The sequence below is a fragment of the Brevibacillus sp. NSP2.1 genome (genome assembly GCF_000470975.2).
Classification (GTDB): Bacteria; Bacillota; Bacilli; order Brevibacillales; family Brevibacillaceae; genus Brevibacillus; species Brevibacillus agri.
The window spans coordinates 2,262,948-2,277,870 of the sequence record NZ_CP048274.1; the positions used below are offsets into that span (position 1 = coordinate 2,262,948).

The 14,923-nt window shown below is 53.6% G+C and carries 15 protein-coding genes and 1 riboswitch; of the genes, 9 read left to right on the top strand and 6 right to left on the bottom strand.

The features are described from left to right. Positions 1-37: 37 nt before the first annotated feature. Complete coding sequence (locus M655_RS11380) at positions 38-655, top strand: DUF47 domain-containing protein (RefSeq protein WP_005836349.1); 618 nt, start codon at positions 38-40, stop codon at positions 653-655. Next, on the top strand, positions 648-1,667 hold the full coding sequence (locus M655_RS11385; RefSeq protein ID WP_005836347.1) for an inorganic phosphate transporter: 1,020 nt from the start codon (positions 648-650) through the stop codon (positions 1,665-1,667). The genes M655_RS11380 and M655_RS11385 overlap by 8 nt, the downstream gene beginning before the upstream one ends. A 51-nt stretch (positions 1,668-1,718) precedes the next feature. Here the strand turns inward: M655_RS11385 and M655_RS11390 are convergent, their stop codons facing one another. The 3 genes from M655_RS11390 to ligD form a co-directional block, all read right to left on the bottom strand. Continuing rightward, positions 1,719-1,958 carry a hypothetical protein gene (locus M655_RS11390; RefSeq protein WP_005836345.1) on the bottom strand — a complete coding sequence of 80 codons (240 nt, stop codon included), beginning with the start codon at positions 1,956-1,958 and terminating at the stop codon, positions 1,719-1,721. A 116-nt stretch (positions 1,959-2,074) separates the two neighbouring features. After that, complete coding sequence (lgt, locus tag M655_RS11395) at positions 2,075-2,872, bottom strand: prolipoprotein diacylglyceryl transferase (RefSeq protein ID WP_005836343.1); 798 nt, start codon at positions 2,870-2,872, stop codon at positions 2,075-2,077. 72 nt (positions 2,873-2,944) lie between these two features. Continuing rightward, the gene (ligD, locus tag M655_RS11400; RefSeq protein ID WP_026557337.1) at positions 2,945-3,847 is read right to left on the bottom strand and encodes a non-homologous end-joining DNA ligase; all 903 of its coding nucleotides are present in this window, start codon (positions 3,845-3,847) and stop codon (positions 2,945-2,947) included. A gap of 139 nt (positions 3,848-3,986) precedes the next feature. On the opposite strand from ligD, the gene M655_RS11405 reads away from it, so the two are divergent. The 4 genes from M655_RS11405 to M655_RS11420 are packed head-to-tail and all read left to right on the top strand — an operon-like array spanning position 3,987 to position 8,354. Further along, positions 3,987-5,591, top strand: a complete 1,605-nt coding sequence (locus tag M655_RS11405; RefSeq protein ID WP_025846195.1) for a spore germination protein — start codon at positions 3,987-3,989, stop codon at positions 5,589-5,591. After that, on the top strand, positions 5,588-6,754 hold the full coding sequence (locus M655_RS11410; RefSeq protein ID WP_025846193.1) for a Ger(x)C family spore germination protein: 1,167 nt from the start codon (positions 5,588-5,590) through the stop codon (positions 6,752-6,754). Before M655_RS11405 ends, M655_RS11410 begins: the two co-directional genes overlap by 4 nt. Further along, positions 6,747-6,983, top strand: a complete 237-nt coding sequence (locus M655_RS11415) for a hypothetical protein (protein WP_007777696.1) — start codon at positions 6,747-6,749, stop codon at positions 6,981-6,983. Before M655_RS11410 ends, M655_RS11415 begins: the two co-directional genes overlap by 8 nt. 12 nt (positions 6,984-6,995) lie before the next feature. Continuing rightward, positions 6,996-8,354: a GerAB/ArcD/ProY family transporter gene (locus M655_RS11420; protein ID WP_007777698.1), complete on the top strand. Its 1,359-nt coding sequence runs from the start codon at positions 6,996-6,998 to the stop codon at positions 8,352-8,354. A 39-nt stretch (positions 8,355-8,393) separates the two neighbouring features. On the opposite strand, the gene M655_RS11425 is transcribed toward M655_RS11420, so the two are convergent. Next, entirely contained in the window at positions 8,394-9,338 is a 945-nt protein-coding gene (locus tag M655_RS11425; protein WP_005834384.1) for an ATP-dependent DNA ligase, read from the bottom strand. 485 nt (positions 9,339-9,823) lie between these two features. Between M655_RS11425 and M655_RS11430 the strand changes: the two genes are divergently transcribed. Continuing rightward, positions 9,824-10,153 carry a DUF1904 family protein gene (locus tag M655_RS11430; protein ID WP_025846190.1) on the top strand — a complete coding sequence of 110 codons (330 nt, stop codon included), beginning with the start codon at positions 9,824-9,826 and terminating at the stop codon, positions 10,151-10,153. 71 nt (positions 10,154-10,224) lie between these two features. Here the strand turns inward: M655_RS11430 and M655_RS11435 are convergent. Continuing rightward, positions 10,225-11,375 (bottom strand): IS3 family transposase gene (locus tag M655_RS11435; protein WP_369750415.1). Its coding sequence is split into 2 segments (ribosomal slippage): positions 10,225-11,117 and positions 11,117-11,375, totalling 1,152 coding nucleotides; the frame shifts between segments, so codons are not numbered across the junction. A 226-nt stretch (positions 11,376-11,601) separates the two neighbouring features. On the opposite strand from M655_RS11435, the gene M655_RS11440 reads away from it, so the two are divergent. After that, positions 11,602-11,787 carry a hypothetical protein gene (locus tag M655_RS11440; RefSeq protein ID WP_026557336.1) on the top strand — a complete coding sequence of 62 codons (186 nt, stop codon included), beginning with the start codon at positions 11,602-11,604 and terminating at the stop codon, positions 11,785-11,787. Here M655_RS11440 and thiC read toward each other — a convergent pair. Next, positions 11,772-13,523, bottom strand: a complete 1,752-nt coding sequence (gene thiC, locus M655_RS11445) for a phosphomethylpyrimidine synthase ThiC (RefSeq protein ID WP_005834379.1) — start codon at positions 13,521-13,523, stop codon at positions 11,772-11,774. The two genes, M655_RS11440 and thiC, sit on opposite strands and share 16 nt — an antisense overlap. A gap of 150 nt (positions 13,524-13,673) precedes the next feature. Further along, a riboswitch (TPP riboswitch) is annotated at positions 13,674-13,784 on the bottom strand. A 253-nt stretch (positions 13,785-14,037) separates the two neighbouring features. Between thiC and M655_RS11450 the strand changes: the two genes are divergently transcribed. Further along, positions 14,038-14,919 carry a cation diffusion facilitator family transporter gene (locus M655_RS11450; protein WP_026557335.1) on the top strand — a complete coding sequence of 294 codons (882 nt, stop codon included), beginning with the start codon at positions 14,038-14,040 and terminating at the stop codon, positions 14,917-14,919. The last annotated feature ends 4 nt before the right edge of the window (positions 14,920-14,923 follow it).

Here is a 14,923-nt window from a genome sequence, read left to right on the forward strand (position 1 = left end):
TAGGTGTGATTTATCCAAAGGAGTGAAGAAGGACCGTATGTTGAAATCTAACAAGTATATCTTCTTTGATCTGTTTGAACAGCAGATTGCCACGGTGCACAAAGGGACTCATCTTTTTTATGAAATGATAGGAAACTATCAAGATGTGGAAGCCAAAGTCAAGGCAATCAAGGCTGTTGAAAAAGAAGGGGATGAGATCGTTCGCCGCATCATGAACGAATTGAATTCTACCTTTATCACTCCGCTTGAGCGTGAAGACATTCACCAGCTCGCACATACAATGGACTCGATGATCGATTACATTGACGGTGTTGCGGATCGCATGTATCTCTATCAAGTTCGTCAGCCGGAGCCGCGCGTTTTGGCACAAGCAAACATTTTGGTCAAATGTTCGGCAAAGCTGATTGAGCTGATTCGCACGCTGCGCAAGCTCGATCATCAGGTAGTATCGAAAATCGCGCGGGAAATCAAAGATCTGGAGCATGAATCCGACTCCAATTACCGCAAAATGGTATCCGATCTGCTGAATTCGCCGGATGCGAATCCGATCGAAGCGATCAAACTCAAGGAAATTTACGACAAGCTAGAAGACTGTGCTGACTTTGCCGAGGACGTTTCGAACCTGGTCGAAGGGATCGTGTTAAAGAATGCCTGATTTTTCGCCAGAGGTTGTTATTCTCGTACTTGTCGTCGTCATGGCGCTGAGTTTTGACTTTATCAATGGTTTTCACGACACGGCCAACGCCATTGCGACCTCAGTATCGACCCGGGCCTTGAGTCCGCGGACAGCCATTGTTATCGCCTCGCTCTTCAACCTGATTGGCGCGCTGACGTACACGGGTGTAGCGAAGACGATCGGGGGCAAAATCACGGACCCGTTCAAGCTGGAAAATGGACTGGTTGTCGTCTTGGCAGCTTTGACCGCCGCGATTTTGTGGAACTTGATTACGTGGTGGTTCGGTATCCCGAGCTCTTCCTCGCATGCGATCATCGGAGGCGTTGCAGGTGCCGCTGTAGGAGCTGCCGGCTTCGGTTCGATCAACATGGAAGGCTTCATTGAGATCGTCAAGGCGCTCATCATTTCGCCGATCGTCGCGTTTGTCATCGGTTTTATCGTCATCAAAATCGTTTCCGCGATTGTCGCCAACATGAATTACCATAAAACGAATCGCAACTTCCGCATGCTGCAAGTGTTGTCTGCATCCTGGCAATCCTTCAGCCACGGAGCCAACGACGCCCAGAAAACGATGGGGGTTATCACGCTGGCCTTGCTCTCTGGCGGATTTTTGGTGCAGGAGCCTGGCGAGTTTGCGATCCCGCTGTGGGTCAAGCTGTCCGCCGCGATTGCCATGGCGCTGGGGACTTCCTTCGGCGGCTGGCGCATTATCAAAACCATGGGTGGCAAGATTATGAAAATCAAGCCAATCAGCGGTTTTTCGGCCGACCTGTCATCTGCCTTGATTATCACAATCTTTACTACCTTGAAACTGCCGGTCAGTACGACCCATGTCATCACCTCTTCGATTTTGGGTGTAGGCGCGTCGCAAAAGCTGAACGCAGTCAAATGGGGAGTGGCTGGACGCATCGTCGTTACCTGGATCATTACGCTCCCGGTAACGGGTCTGTTGGCCGCAGCCTGTTACGTTGTCTTCGACGTTTTCCTGTAAAATACAAAAGACACCTTCTACGTACCGTTTCGTAGCGAGGTGTCTTTTTGCTTACCCAAAACCCGTCAAACGGTCCCACAAGCTGGCTTTTGGCTTGATTTGCACGAGCCGTACAGCGGAAAAAGGAATGTAGTCGAGCGAGCCGTCCTTTTCCTCGATCAGAATGCCGTTGGGGCTGTAGTCGAACAGCTTGCCTTCCGCGTAGGCGGGCAAGCCTGGCCCGATCATGTCCGGGGCAAAATGTATGCGCACCAGACGGTCCAGATATTCCTCCAAAATGCCGTCATCCATCTGCGATCCCTCCTGTCTTCTAGTTATTTCCCGCATTGCGACAATTCAGACGAGCGAACTGCAAAAAACCACTCTGCCAAAGCGGCGAGAGTGGTTGTACAGGATTGTCCCGATTGCTATTCCATTGAATTGTGGGAATGGCCTGACTGCTTGCTTTTGCGAGCGAAGACCAGCATCAGAATGGCCCCGAGGGCGATCAGGCTCAGGCTGACAAGCTGTGCGACCCGCAGCGTGTCTGCGATCAGCAGGCTGTCTGTACGCATGCCTTCGATGAAAAAGCGGCCGATGGAATAAAGAATCATGTAGCTGAACAAAACTTGCCCATCGAATTTTTTAAACCGATACAGCATGAACAGCAGGATGCCGAAGACGAGCAAGTTCCACAGCGATTCGTACAAAAACGTCGGATGATAATACTGTCCGCCGATAAACATCTGGTCGCGGATGAAAGCGGGAAACTTCGCCATAAATTCCGCAGAGGCTACATCGCCGTGTGCTTCCTGGTTGATGAAATTTCCCCAACGGCCGATGGCTTGACCGAGGATGACACTGGGCATGAACACATCAGCCAGGCGAAGGAAGGGAAGCTTGTGCTTGCGAATGTAGTACGTTCCCGCGAGAACTCCCCCGATCAGCCCGCCGTGGATCGCCAGGCCGCCTTTCCAGACCGCGAAGATGTCCAGTGGATTGTCTTTGTACTGCGCCCATTCGAATGCGACATAATACAAGCGGGCACACACAATCGCTGCCGGGATAATCAACACAACCATGTTCAGGACGTGATCGGGATCAATGCCGGAACGTTTGGAATTGTACCTCGCGAGGTAAGTCCCCAGAAAAAAAGCCAACCCCATGATGATGCCGTACCAGTGAATTTTAAGGGGTCCGAGCGAAATCGCGATCGGATCAATCATGAAAATGCCTCCTTGCCTCAAACGTCTGTGCACAGTATAGCATACCTGGACAGGGGGATTCCAATAGGTCGCCTACTGAAAGCGCAAAAAGTCGAGGATCGGGTCGAGGGAGGCTCTTGTGGTCGGGCGGGAGACGGCGGCGAACAAGTCTCCCTTCTCTTTCAGGCGTGGCGGAACGGTGTGTACGGTGTAGTCGCTGGGATGAGACTTGGGCACTTCCTCCCATAATAACGGGGCGGAGACGGTCGCCCCTTTTTTGGCCCGCGTCGAATAAGGAGCGGGAAGGGTTTTGCCGCGCCAGTGCTGCAAGTAGTCGATGTACAGCTTGTCCCCGCGATTTTTCACCATGCGCTCGATGGTCAAAAAGGAAGGGTGCTTGTTGACCAGATACGAAGCGATAAACTGCCCGACCTGTCTCGTCTGCTCGAACGTATAGCGTAGCTCGATCGGGACGTACACCTGCAGGCCGCTTGCTCCTGACGTCTTGACAAAGGCGGGCAGCCTCAGCTCGTCCAACAGCTCCTTGACGAGCAGCGCAGCCTCGATCACGACAGCAAAGTCTTCCGTGGACGGATCGAGGTCGAACACCAGCTCGGTCGGCGTCTCGTCGGCCGCGAGATGAAAGGAAACGTGCCATTCCAGCGCCGCCTGATTGGCCATCCACATGAGGGTGGCTTCATCGTTGCACAGCACATAGCGGACGTTTTCCCACGTGTGCGTCTGAATCCAGGACGGGGCGTACTCGGGAATGTTTTTTTGATAAAAATGTTTGTCGTGGATGCCGTGCGGATAGCGGATCACGGTTAACAGCCGGTCTTTGGCATAGCGCAAGAGATGCGGCGCCACCGTCAGGAGGTAACGCAAATAATCTAGCTTGGTCACATTCGCTTCCGGCCAGAGCGGCTTGTACGGGTTCGTAATGCTGATGGCATGACCGCCGATAGTCAGCTCGTATTCTTTGGGTGCATTCGCCACGATGGCACCTTCCTTTGGGCGGTAGATGTGCTCCTACTTTCTCCCGTTCGCGAAACGGATATGCAGCCCACAGGCGGACTGCATATCTTTCCAGCAAATCACCCATAATACGGTTAGCTTTCCAGTGGCTGGTGATGAGATGGAGTTCAGGAAAAAAAGCAGAATCGAAAAATTGCTGGAGACGATTGATACGTGCAGCTTGCTTGAGATGGAAGGCATTGCGCTTTTTCCGGATTTGGATGACAACGTAGAAGTGTTGAAAAAGCTGTTCTCGGATTGCTCGGATTTTGTCATCCGCGAGTTTAGGCTAAAACACAGTGCGCGTGCGGCCGCGATTTTTGTAGACGGCTTGATTGATACCGCCGAAGTGAACCAGGCGCTGAAATCGCTCATGGTGATGGAAAAGGGCGATGACGACATCGAAGTAATCGAAGAAGCGCTGCTGCCCGTCTCGCAAATCGCGCGGGTGAACGATTACAAGCAGCTTTTGCAGGCTGTGCTGTCCGGCGATACCGGCATTATGGTCGACGGAAATGTCGAGGCACTCACGCTGGGCATCCGCGGTGCGGAAAAGCGCTCGGTCAACGAGCCGGAGGGAGAAGCCGTCGTGCGCGGGCCGCGGGAAGGCTTCATTGAAAACATCCGCACGAACACGTCGATGCTGCGGCGCAAATTGCGCACGCCCCGGTTGAAAATGAAGTCGCTGGTCGTGGGGAGAGAGACGAATACAAACATCGTGGTCGCGTTTTTGGAAGGCATCGCGGACCCGCAAGTCGTGGAAGAGGTTTCCCAACGCATCAGCAACATCGACATCGACGCCATTTTGGAGAGCGGCTACATCGAAGAGCTGATTCAGGACAACGTCTATTCGCCCTTTCCCCAGCTCATGTATTCCGAGCGGCCGGACACGGTGGCGGCTTCGATCTTGGAAGGGCGCGTCGCTATTTTTGTCGATGGCACGCCGATGGTGCTGATCGCTCCCGCCACGTTTTGGATGATGATGCAGGCGAGCGAGGACTACTTCGAGCGCTTCCAGATGACGACGCTGCTCCGCTGGCTGCGCTATTTGTTTCTGATTATTGCGCTGGTTACGCCTGCGCTGTACGTGGCGATTACGACGTACCACCAGCAAATGCTGCCGACGACCTTGCTCTTGAGCGTCGCCGCAGCTCGCGAGTCGATTCCTTTTCCCGCGATCGTGGAGGCGCTCATTATGGAAATTGCCTTTGAAGCGCTGCGTGAAGCGGGGATTCGCCTCCCGAAAACGGTCGGGCAGGCCGTCAGTATTTTGGGGGCGCTCGTCGTCGGACAGGCGGCCGTGCAAGCCGGGATTGTTTCCGCGCCGATGGTCATTGTCGTGTCGCTCACCGGGATCGCCTCTTTTACGATTCCGCACTTCAATGCGGCCATTTCGCTGCGAATGCTGCGCTTCCCGCTGATGATTGCGGCCTCTATTCTCGGCATTTACGGCATTTTGGTAGGCGTGCTGCTCATTTTGGGGCATATGGCTAACTTGCGCTCCTTTGGCGTCCCGTACCTGTCTCCGCTTGCCCCGATGTCCGTTGGAGACTTGAAGGATGTTCTGGTGCGGGTGCCGTGGTCGTTTATGGAAAAGCGGCCCAGCTTTCTCGGGATTCGAGATGCGAGGCGGATGAACGCAAACTTTGCCAACCAGGTGCAGCAAAGAGGAGGGCACGCAGGAACGACGAGCCGCGGGAATTCAGACGAGGAGGGCAAAGCGTGAAACGTCTCACTCCGATTGTCGTGTTGCTGATGGGAATGCTGGTGGTGTCAGGCTGCTGGGATCGGCGGGAAGTAAACGATATGGCGATCGTGATTGCAATGGCGATGGACAAGGAGCCAAACGGCCATTATCGCTTGTCCGTGCAGGTTCCGCTGGTCAGCAGTCTCGGCTCCACGTCTGGCGGGGGAGGCGGGACGAGCGGAGACAAGACGTACTATGTGGACTCAGCCGTCGGCAAGACGATCAGGGAAGCGAACAGCATGATCCAGTCGCGCATGTCTCGCGAGCTGTACTATTCCCACCACCGGATGATTGTCATCGGCGAGCAACTGGCCAAGGAGGGGATGAGCGACGTATTGGACATCGTGGCCCGTTTTCCCGAAAATCGGCTGACCGCTTATCTCGTCATGACCAAAGGCAAAGGGATCGAGCTGTTGAATGCCCAGCCGCAGTTCGAACGCTTTTCCGGGGAGGCGATGCGCGAGTTGGTGAAAATGGAGGCGATTTCCGTATCGCTCAAAGACGTTGCACAGATGCTCACTACACCCGGGATTGATGCGTTTCTCCCGGTGCTGGCTCCCGTTGACTCGCATCCCAAAGGCAAGTCGAAGGAAGTCGAGTTTACGGGGATCGGCCTGTTTCGCGGTGACAAGCTCGTGTATGTGTCCAAGGCCGAATCGATCAAAGGTCTTCGCTGGTTTCAGCGCAACTTCATGCCGTTCTCTGTCGTGCTCTCGCTTGGCGACAAAGGCCGGCTGACCTTCTACTTTTCAAAAGGAAAGGCCGATCTCAAGCCTGTTTTGAAAAAAGGGCGGGTCCATTACGACATCATGGTGCACGCGACAAGTGTGATAGTGGAGAACATGACGAATCTGGATCTGGAGCATAAAAAGAACATTGCGATGATCGAGGACATGCTCAAAAAAGAGGTCGAGGTCAGCGTGAAGAACACGTTGCAGTTAATGCAAAAGTATCGGACGGACACAATTGGAATGGGCCTTATTATGGCCAGACAATTCCCCCGGGAGTGGCGGGAAACGTACCGGGACCGTTGGAGTGAAGAACTGCCGGAAATTACGTTCACGATCCGTTCCAAGGTGGCCGTCGAAGATATCGGGCAAACGACGAAAAACATCACAAAGGAAGACCGCGAGAATGAATAGATTGTTTTTATGTTTGTTAATCCTGATGCTGGTGTTTTCCTTTTTCGATTTTTTCTTCAAGCGCAAGCAGATGCAGCGAAGGCAGCAAATCGTCATTTATACGATTTACGCCCTTTCCGTGCTCGGATTGTACGCGATCCAATTTCAGCATACCAGGATGATACCAACCGACTTTTTTTTGAACATCCTCACGCCACGGGTGAAAATGTGGATCGACCAGATCCTGTAGAGGAGGGAGCGCATGATACACAAGCAAGTCGTCAATCATCGGCAAATCGCCTGGCTGGTCGGAAGTCTGCTGATGACAGGGATGATGATAAGCTTTTTGCGGTCGGTTGTGCAGGTCGCCAAGATGGATTCGTGGTTCTCGCAAATTCTTCCGGCTTGCTATGCCTTGCTCGTCGCCTATGTATTGTCGGAGCTTGTGCGCGCCTACCCGGGGAAAAACTTGTTCGAGATCATGTTCATCATCTGCGGCAAATGGTTCGGCGGCTTTATCAACTGCTTGATCCTGTTTTATATTTGGGTGATCCTCGCCCTCGATATAAAAGGGGCTGCCGACTTTTTGCATATCTCCCTCTTGCCGGAGACGCCCTTGGAAATCATCCTGCTTGTGTTCGTTCTTCTGTTGATGTACTACGGCAAAACGAGCCTGGAGGTGGCGGCGAGGGTCAACGAAATTTTTTTTCCCGCCTACTTCATCATGTGCCTGCTGCTCTACTTTCTTTTGATGAACGAGTACAGCATCGAGCGGCTGGAGCCGATTTTGAGCACGAGCCTGGATCGGATTACGATAAGCAACCTGCTGCCGATCGGCGTTTACGGAGACATTTTGCTGTTTGGCGCTTTTTTGCACGCCAGCAGCGAGCCGCGTCTCCTGTTTACCGCCATGAAGCACGGAATCATGATCGCCTGCTTCACGACCACGCTTACGGTGCTGATTCTCCTTGGGGTGATGGGCTACGTCATTGCGGGCCGACTCAATTTTCCGATCTACATTCTCGTGCAGCAAATTCACCTGACGGACTTTCTCGACCGGGTGGAAATGATTTTGTTCAGCTTGTGGTTTCCTGCGTTCAGCATTAAAGTCATCGTCGCCTATCTGGCCTTCCTCGTGGGCGTAGGATCGTTTGGCGGACAGTTGCACTACAACACGTACAACGCGCCCACCGGCTGCTTCATGGTGGTGACCTCGCTGCTCGCCTTTCCCAAGGTGTCGGATATCAACCAGTTCATCAGCTACAGCTTTCCGCTGCTTGTCGTGCTTTTTCAGGTGCCGCTGCTCCTGTTTCTGTTTATCGTCGCCCGCCGGAAAAAACGGGAAGAAGGCCAGGCTCTGATTCCGCGAGGCACGAAGCTGCACCGCTTTTACCGGATGATGGTGTGGGGGGGAGTATTCAGCATTGCAGGCTGTTTCCTGACGATCTTGGTCGGGGATCTGCTGCGGGACAAATCTCCGGCGGCAGGGATCGCGACGGCCATCGCCTACATCGTGTTCCTGGTGATCGGGGTGTTGACCAGCTACGGAGAAATGCAGGCCCTCAACCACGGCAAGCAAAGGCTGGGGCGGCCCAAGCAGCAAGGCAGTTTTCGGCAGTAAGGCCCGTCGTTTTGCCCGCCTGTATGCTGGTGCTGCGGTTTACGCTTCGAATGTGCACTGGCGGGCAGGGGAGTCGACGAAGCCCTGGATGCTCGGCTGGCGCAAGGAGTGCCCGTCTGCCCACTCTGCGTACTGAATTTTGGCTGTGAGCTGCGGCTTTAGCCAGATGGTGCCGTTGATGCGCTCCGGCTTGTTATGAAAAGGCATGTCAGCCTGGATCAACGGCTGAATCGTTTCGGTCAAGCTGCGCCAATCGCTGTGGGTCAGCTTTCCGGTTCCGGCATGGCCGATATACCAGAGAGCGCCCTTGGCGTCGTAAAGCCCGAGCAGCAAGGAATTGACCGTCTGATCCCGCATCGTCACTCCGCCTACCACCGCGATCAAATCCCGGTAGTTTTTTTTCTTTTGCCAGCGCGCATCTTTTCCGGCGATGGCATACGTGCTGGTCAAATCTTTGATGATGACGCCTTCCATCCCTTGCTGCTCGATCGTCTGAAACAACTCCCGGCCACTCGTAAAATTGTCGACGAGCTGCACCGTGGGCGTCGGGGAGATGAGCTTTTGCAACAGGCGCTGGCGCTCTGCCAGCGGACAGGCCGTGACCCATTCGCCGTCTGCGTACAGGACGTCAAAAATCATGTAGAAGATGGGGACCTGACGCTTTACGGCTGCGATTTTTTCCATCCGTCGCAGACCGTCCCTGCGCATGACCTCGTAAAAAGAAGGCTTGCCATCTGCACCAAGCGCAACGACCTCGCCGTCGAGAATGACGGACTGCGCCCGGCAGTAGTCGGAGATTGCGGCGATTTCCGGGTAGTGCAAAGTCCGCTCGTTAGCCTTGCGATTGTACAGCTTGACCGAGTTGCCGTCGTAGTACGTCAACAGCCTGATCCCATCCCATTTGACTTGCGCAATCCAGTCGGGGCCATCCGCGATGTCATCCGTCGTCGTCGGCTCGAAAGGAATAATCGGCGTTAGCTTCATGGTAGCCTCCCGTATGTGCTTGGTGTCTGCCATTTGTACGGTGTCACCATTCGCGATCGTCTATGCACGGGTCAGGACAGAGAGTTTTGATTGAATTTTAAGAAACTTCTTTATTGATTAAGTATTGTATTTGCGTTATACTAGGAAGCAGTTCACGAAACATCATGCATGATTTGAAACGCGTTGGAAACAGTATGGATGGGCTATATCTGACAGACTTTTGACCTCCTATCGTGGTACGTCCACCACAAGTGCGCAAGGAGAAAGTCATTTCTGGATATAGTCCTTTTTTTGTACAGAGAAGAATGGATAAGATTCTTAGTAAGTATAGGGGCAACCAAGTTGCTCGCCTTCACTTTTCTTCATTCTTTTTTCGTTGATCCAGAAATAGACTGTAGTTTATAATTACTGAGGTAATGATTTTGGGAACAGCTTCGGCGTGCGTTGCTGTTGCTGGCCGCCTGTTCCGGAAAGAAGGAATTGACTTGCCGTTTCTTCGCTTTAAAGGCTTTGAAAAAGAAAAGCTGCAATCGGTATCGCCCCTTATTATAGAAGAGTTTGCCCGCATCGCGGAAGTGAGCCAGGAAAAAGTCAAGCTGGAGCTGCTTCTGGTCGAGCAGTTGACGAACAGTCCGTTGTCGCTTGAAATCATGATGTTTCCCCGGGAGCAAAAGCAGCACGACCAGATCGCCAGCACGATGAACCGGATTTTGCAAAAGCAAGGTTTCCAGAACGTCCATATTTTCTTTATCCTGCTGTCGCCCGAGCTGTATTATAAGGAAGGGCTTCCTTTGCAAGTCAAAGTCTCAGGCTGAAGCGAGCAGGTGAAAAGACCGCCATCCCTGGTCATAGCCCCGTCAAGTAGACACTAAAAAAAGACGCTATCTTAAGCGGCGATCGATTCCCGGTATTGGACTGGGGAGAGGTCGCCGAGTTTTTTCTGGAACCGTTCTGTATTGTAGAATTCGATGTATTCAGCGATCAGTTTGCGAGCGTGAGCTATATCTCTTGGTTTCTCCAGATACAACTTTTCCGTCTTCAGGTGTGAAAAAAACGATTCAACACAAGCGTTGTCGAAGCAGTTCCCCCGTCTGGAATGGCTTCCGGTTAGCCCTTGTTCTTGCAACAGATTTGCGTATGTCTTGGTAGTGTACTGGAATCCTTGGTCGGAGTGCAGGATCGCATCTCCATTACCCAGTTGCTTCACCGTAGACAGCACAAGATCAAGATCGTTTCTCTCCGACACTTCCCAAGCAACCGTTTCGTTATTATACAGATCCAGGACCACGGACAGATAAATGAAGTCATCGACGACTCGAATATAGGTAATATCGGTTACATATTTCTTTCTAGCCTCGTCCGCAGCGAACTGGCGATTAAGGACATTGTTGAACACGATGGAGGGCTTGCGGCCGGCAAATGGACGCTTTTTGCGGATCACTGAGCGGATGCCCAATTCTCGCATCAGTCGGCGAACTTTCTTCGTATTTACTTGTAGTCCCTCTTTGCGTAGAGCCGTGCGCATTCGTTTATACCCAAAGTATGGGCGAATGCGGTGAATTGCCAGTATATGTTCCTTTAGGTCGGCATCCTGCTCCACACGTACCTTACGAACCTTCTCCGTCGCCTTCCACTTGTAGTAGCCCGCCCGGGAGACCTCCGCTATTTCGCATAGCATGACCACAGCGTACTTGCGACTCATTTCTTCGATCGTCCTAAACCGGGTTTGCTTATCCAACTTCCCTCCCCGTGTAGATTTGGATTGAGCTTTTTTAGGTATTCGACCTGCGCTTTCAAGTAGTTGTTCTCTTCCTCTAGACTGCTGAAATACTTCTTGATCCATCGCCCTCTATAGTCTTCAAACGTTTCACCGTTTTGCCGTTTCTGTACCCACTCCCGAATCTGCGTCTTACTTTTAATGCCTAATTTCTCCATTATCATTGGGTAGCTCCAATGCTCCTCAACCCGCAAACGTACTGCTTCGCTCTTCGTTGCTTCGTCATATTGCTGCTGTTTTTGCCCTTTACGTGGCGGCATAAGAAAATCCCCTCCGGTCAACAGTGTTGATCTCATCATACCATGAGGTCTTTTTTCACTGTCTACCATGAGGGGATAATACCACCCACTGTCGAGGATGGCGGTCTTTTTTGTGCATAAGCTGCTTATCCAGTACAAGGGGCAATTAAGGCTGGGGCCGAGCCATTGGCGCAGCCAACTTTCCTAGGTGTGGCAGGGAAGCTGTCTAATAATAGAGGCTTTCCGTTTGCAAGCATTTGGCACAGGTGCGGGCGAGGGGGGTCTCGACGAACTCATGCGCGCACGCTTTTTGCAAATGGGCCAGTTGGCGCTTCAGACGTTCAAGGTCAACCTCCAGGCGCGCGATCTCTTTTCGCAATTGCAACACATCTTCAATCGTCTGCCACCTCCGGGCGCTTATTTGTACAGTTGACTTCCTTGCTCGCGAAATTCGCGGGCTTTTTCTTGCAGGCCCGCTGCGATGGCGGCAGGCTCGATCCGCTCCTGCTCCTGGGCCTGGTGGCGGATGTCGTGCGAAATTTTCATGCTGCAAAATTTCGGGCCGCACATCGAGCAAAAATGCGCGGACTTCGCTGCTTCGGCAGGCAGCGTCTCATCGTGGTATTCGCGGGCGCGCTCGGGGTCGAGAGACAGGTTGAACTGGTCGTTCCAGCGAAACTCGAAGCGGGCTTTGGACAAAGCGTCGTCGCGCTGTTTTGCTCGCGGGTGGCCTTTGGCCAAATCCGCTGCATGAGCGGCGATTTTATAGGCGATGAGACCGTTGCGCACGTCTTCCTTGTTCGGCAGGCCGAGATGCTCCTTGGGCGTGACGTAGCAGAGCATCGCGGTGCCAAACCAGCCGATCATCGCGGCGCCGATCGCCGAGGTGATGTGGTCGTAGCCGGGCGCGATGTCTGTCGTCAACGGCCCGAGCGTATAAAAAGGCGCCTCGTGGCAAATCGCTAGTTGTTTGTCCATGTTTTCGCGAATGAGGTGCATCGGGACGTGGCCGGGTCCTTCAATCATCACCTGCACGTCGTGCTTCCAGGCGATTTTCGTCAGCTCGCCGAGTGTCTCTAGTTCGGCAAACTGGGCCTCGTCATTCGCATCTGCAATCGAGCCGGGGCGCAAGCCGTCTCCAAGTGACACGCTGATGTCATACGCCTTGAGAATCTCGCAAATCTCTTCGAAATGCGTGTACAAAAAGTTTTCCTCGTGATGGGCGAGACACCACGCAGCCAGAATGGAGCCGCCGCGCGAGACGATTCCGGTCACGCGCTTCGCGGTCAGCGGAATGTAGCGGAGCAGGACGCCGGCGTGAATGGTGAAATAATCGACGCCTTGCTCTGCCTGTTCAATCAGCGTGTCCCGGTAGACTTCCCAGGTCAAATCCTCCGCTTTGCCGTTCACTTTTTCAAGCGCCTGGTAAATCGGTACGGTTCCGACAGGCACCGGGCTGTTGCGGATGATCCACTCGCGCGTCGTGTGGATGTGCTTTCCGGTCGACAAGTCCATGATCGTGTCCGCGCCCCAGCGCACCGACCAGATCATTTTTTCGACTTCTTCTTCCATTGAGGAGCTGACGGCAGAAGTGCCGATGTTGGCGTTGACCTTGACGTGAAAATTCCGGCCGATAATCATCGGCTCCGCTTCCGGATGATTGATATTGGCGGGAATGATCGCGCGGCCTGCCGCCACCTCAGCCCGGACGAACTCCGGCGTGACGCCTTCGCGGATGGCGATGTACTCCATCTCCGGCGTGATGATGTGACGGCGGGCGTAGTGAAGCTGGGTGACCGTCTTGCCTGGCTTCGCCCGTCTCGGCTGATAGCCTTCGCGCGGGAAAGCGGGCATCTTCCCTGCGCTGTCGGCGTTGCGGATTCCGTCGTCCACAGGCTTTGGCTCGCGGCCGGCATAGCTCTCCGTATCGTCGCGCTCCTCGATCCAGCGCTGGCGCACGAGCGGCAGCCCTTTGTTGATGTCGGCGACATAACCTTCGGCCGTGTATTCGCCGCTTGTGTCGTACACGCGCAACGGCGGGTTTGGTGTGGTGCCGTACAGCCCCTCGGTAGGCGATAGCGCAATTTCGCGCATCGGCACGCGAATGTCGGGGCGGCTGCCTACCTCGTATACTTTGCGGCTTCCGGGAAAAGATGAAATGGATGACATAAAAAACCTCCTTGGCTTGGTTGCACGAAAGCGCGAACCTTGTAGGGAGGCGAAAGAGGCCCGTCGCGAAAAAACGCCACATGGGAACATGCGACGCCAGACGCGAGAGTAGAGAAGAGACGGGTATCCGAAAAAAAGATACGCGTCGCTAATCTGTCATATGGACATTCCTCCGCTGGCATTACCCAGTTCAGGTTCAACGGTCGATGGCACAGTACCATCCTCTCAGCCTGGTGATTTCCAAGCTCCCGTGCTTGTTTTTGGTTGTCGTTGCAAGATTAGGATACCGGAGAACAGCCGTGCTTGGCAAGAAAAAGTTTCCAACAAAAATTGCCACAGGGCAACACATTTTCCCCCCCTCTATACTCATGAATCGGACTAAAACTGTTTCTGTAGACCCACACGAATTGCGTCTGGTACGATGAAATTCGAAAAAACGAGAAACTGCTTTTATACGTTCTGTTCTAAGGCTTTGGGCGAATAGGGCGATTGAGATTTTTTGAGGTGATGGAGTGTGAATGTATATTCGGATCTGAAGCAAGGAGAGCGGGGTGCGTGGGTCAGCATTATCGCCTATATTTTCTGCTCGGCGTTAAAAATAGGGGTTGCGGTGCTGACAGGCTCGGCAGCGTTAATGGCGGACGGGCTGAACAACTCGACGGACGTGGTGGCGTCGATTGCCGTGCTGATCGGGCTGCGCATTGCCCGCAAGCCGCCGGATCGCGACCATCCGTACGGCCATTTTCGCGCGGAGACGATCTCTGCCCTGGTCGCGTCGTTCATCATGCTGTTTGTCGGGCTGGAGGTCATTACCGGAGCGATTCCGACGCTGTTTGATACAAACCAGACTGCTCCCGACTTGTTGGCAGGCTGGACGGCGCTGGCGACTGCGGTCATTATGCTCGGGGTCTATCGGTACAATCACCAACTCGCCGTGAAAACGAACAGCCAGGCGTTGCTCGCGGCCGCTGCCGACAACCGCTCGGATGCCTTCGTCAGCATCGGGACGTTTGTCGGAGTGGCGGGCGCGCAGTTCCAACTGCATTGGCTCGACCCGCTGGCAGCGCTCGTGGTCGGGGTGATTATCCTGAAGACGGCGTGGGATATTTTCCGGGAGGCGACGCATCGCTTAACAGATGGCTTCGATGAGGGGCAACTGGAGGAGCTGAAGGAGACGATCTTCTCCATTTCCGGGGTGAAAGCGATCAGCGACATCAAGGCGCGTTATCACGGCAGCAGCGTGCTCGTTGACGTCGTGATCCACGTCGATCCGCAGTTGAACGTAGTAGAAAGCCACACCATCACCGAAAATATCGAAGAACGGATGAAACGTGTGCACAAAATCAATACGGTTCACATTCATATCGAACCGGAACAACAGCTCGCAAAAAGATAAGCAA

Coding starts and splice junctions, on each gene's coding strand:
- M655_RS11420 (WP_007777698.1), top strand. CDS start 6,996: ATGATACACAAGCAAGTCGTCAATCATCGGCAAATCGCCTGGCTGGTC.
- M655_RS11385 (WP_005836347.1), top strand. CDS start 648: ATGCCTGATTTTTCGCCAGAGGTTGTTATTCTCGTACTTGTCGTCGTC.
- M655_RS11425 (WP_005834384.1), bottom strand. CDS start 9,338: ATGAAGCTAACGCCGATTATTCCTTTCGAGCCGACGACGACGGATGAC.
- M655_RS11405 (WP_025846195.1), top strand. CDS start 3,987: ATGGAGTTCAGGAAAAAAAGCAGAATCGAAAAATTGCTGGAGACGATT.
- thiC (WP_005834379.1), bottom strand. CDS start 13,523: ATGTCATCCATTTCATCTTTTCCCGGAAGCCGCAAAGTATACGAGGTA.
- M655_RS11390 (WP_005836345.1), bottom strand. CDS start 1,958: ATGGATGACGGCATTTTGGAGGAATATCTGGACCGTCTGGTGCGCATA.
- lgt (WP_005836343.1), bottom strand. CDS start 2,872: ATGATTGATCCGATCGCGATTTCGCTCGGACCCCTTAAAATTCACTGG.
- M655_RS11380 (WP_005836349.1), top strand. CDS start 38: ATGTTGAAATCTAACAAGTATATCTTCTTTGATCTGTTTGAACAGCAG.
- M655_RS11415 (WP_007777696.1), top strand. CDS start 6,747: ATGAATAGATTGTTTTTATGTTTGTTAATCCTGATGCTGGTGTTTTCC.